The sequence below is a fragment of the Schwartzia sp. (in: firmicutes) genome, from assembly GCF_978017985.1.
Map to the genome: position 1 here is coordinate 1 of NZ_CDXDFU010000059.1, position 2,810 is coordinate 2,810.

Sequence of the window (2,810 nt, forward strand, 5' to 3'; positions counted from 1 at the left end):
GCTGTAGCCGTTCTGCCACAGCCGGGACAGCTGGGCGTTCACGTAAGGACGCACATGCCAGGCTTTGTTTTGCCCTGCCTGCAGATCGTACAGGTATTCGCCGCCTAATTCCAATATGCGGCTGTGGTAATCCGCGCTGGCGGTCATGTCTATAACGCCTCTGCGTAATTTGTTACGCATCCAGCCGTAGTCCAGGTACACCATGCCTTCGCTCTTTGCTTTGTTGAAGCCTGCGTACAGGCCGAAGCGGGTGTCCTTTAATCTGTCGCTGGAACTGTCATCAGAAAAGCTCGTCTGCCCATAACCGGCAAACACACCGGCCCTCCAATTGGACGCTACCTGTTTGTCCCAACCTAACAGGATGGTACTGCTATGGTAGTCCGTATCACCCCGCACATCACCCCAGTTCTTACCGAACTTCAACCAGATGTCGTTGGTGGCGGGTTCTACCTTTTTCGTTGTAACTTCCATGCCGTCGTCATTGCTTTCGTTCAGATGCTGCACCGGTATTTTTATTTTCGCTTCTTTACCCATGAAAGCTTCGTTCAGCCGCGCGGACAAAAGATGCCGCGTCACATTACTGCGCTGCACCGCCGCCATGTTTTTGGCGGATGCATTGGAGGCGATGTCAGAAAAGGCCCGTTTCGCAAGGCTGACGTCCAAAGAATAAAGCGTTGCAAATTCCTGCCTGCGGTCTTTGTCCGCCGCCAGGAAAATCCTTCCCGCAGCATTGTAGCCCTGTGTTTCCTGCTCGTTCATCACACCCATCAGACTGCGCTCGATAGGGCGGATCGTGCTTGAAAAATGGGCGTCGTAAAGCCCCAGGCATGCATCCATTCCCTGATTGGTATCATAGGCACTTTCGATTATCTCGGCATCGCTATTGCCTCGCCCGACCAGATATTCGTAGGTGTACTTCTTCGCGCGGGCCACCGCATTATCGTAAGCGTTCCGGTCCGTAATGTTACCGTTTGCGTCCACACACGAGTTAATCCGGGCCTCGTTCCTCACGGCCGCAGCCGCCCGTGCTTTCTGCTCAAGCGGCATATCTGCCAGCATCAGGGCGTTGAGCCTGTCCGTTACGTCTTCATGGTAACGCGTTCTTTCCGCCTTCCATTCCGATACTTTCATTGCGCTGGTAAAATCGTAAGCAGCAAAAGCTTTGAGCGTTCCCGTTGAATTCGGCTTAAATCCGTAAATTGTTTCCGGAGCTACATCCACGTCACGCACCACTTTGTAATTTTCCAGCGGGTTATGCACATATTGAAACCCGTTGTCCGCAATGGGGGCCGCTGATGCAAATACTCCAGGTTCTCCTCCGCAAAAGACAGTTACGGCAAGGAAAACCAAAAACACAAATACATTTTTCCACACTAAACGATGCCTGTCAGCCGCTTGGTTTTTAGTTATGTTCAACATGATTTCTGTCCTCTACTTCGAGCCAACTATTTAAAAAACGCTTTCCATATTAAAACTTATGCTGATGAAAACTACTTTTATATTATATCATACTAATCTTTACTGAGTAAAACCGGGATTATTCATACTTATACTTAAAACAACAGCCGTGGATGTTGAAGCTCCACGGCTGTCGAATCATTTACTGCGCAAAATTGAGATTTAACAAATTAAGCTTAAGAAAATACATTTTGATTAATCTACTTCCATAATCTCTCGTACCTTTGGCCAAGGAAGTTCTTGTTGCCGCAGCGTTTTGCTTTGTACATCAACTCATCTGCTTGTTCAAACATACTCCTCATATCTTCCACCAATTCAGGTACACCATACACATAACCGGTAGAAAATTTGATTTGTGGTTTATTGTCGTCTTGGCTCATTTCATCCATACGAAGCTTCAACTGATGGAGCTGGATATCAAAAAAACTTTTATCTATATCATTCCTGATTAACAAAAACTCATCACCACCATAACGGTAGGCGTGGGTATTAGTAAAATTTTCTTTTAAACCATTGCTGAATGTTCGCAGAACTTCATCCCCAGCATCATGGCCGTATGTATCGTTGATTCCCTTAAAATTATCGATGTCCATAAAAGCGACAATGATATTATTACCTATGTAATTCTCATAGTTAAAACGCAAAGCATGACGGTTATACAGACCGGTAAGTGGATCAGTCTGGCTCTGGGTTTTTAATAGCTCATTATGTTCTTTCAGTTGCTTGTTAATTCTCATCAATTCTGCCTGTGCCTTTTTCCAGAGGTAACGCAGTGTCGCAACTATCGTAGTGTTGATGATGACGCTGACCGCAATTGTTAATATCTTTTGGAAATTAATGCTGGTATAACTGAAAAAACTGTGGTCGGTGGAAAAGAAAAACATAGAATACAAAATGATTAACGATGCGGAAATGACACCTGCCATACGACCAAACATACCGGTAAAAACAATCAAGCTTGTAATTAGAACCATGTTTGGATTTGGAGTTTTCAAAAACCAAGCGATGGCAATTAATATAGCCATACCAAGAAAAGTTAACAGAGAAGTTAAAATAAGATTTCTTCTTTCTTCTTGATTTGAACCAGTTTTATTGTTCATGGTGAGTATACATCTCCGTTTTTTGTGGAATACTATATAATTAATTTTATAGCCAAAAACAACAACTGTCAAATTATTACCAAAACAGCCGTAGAAAAATCTACGGCTGTAAGAAAAACTGGAATTTATAAGTCCGCACTTTTCGTTACGCTGTAAAGAGTTACTCCTTCCGGTCTGAAATCCATCTGTATCTCCCAGAATTCGACACCTGCTTTTGATGCCTCTCTGAAGGTTTGTGACACCTCCTCATAA

Annotated in this window: 2 protein-coding genes; both read right to left on the bottom strand. The window is 44.2% G+C overall.

The window, feature by feature from the left end; translation table 11 throughout:
• The coding region (locus ACY69O_RS02835) for an autotransporter outer membrane beta-barrel domain-containing protein (RefSeq protein WP_462331955.1) at positions 1–1,419 on the bottom strand (1,419 nt) is incomplete at its 3' end.
• 239 nt (positions 1,420–1,658) lie between these two features.
• Positions 1,659–2,558, bottom strand: a complete 900-nt coding sequence (locus tag ACY69O_RS02840) for a GGDEF domain-containing protein (protein WP_462331956.1) — start codon at positions 2,556–2,558, stop codon at positions 1,659–1,661.
• Between the last annotated feature and the right edge of the window lie 252 nt (positions 2,559–2,810).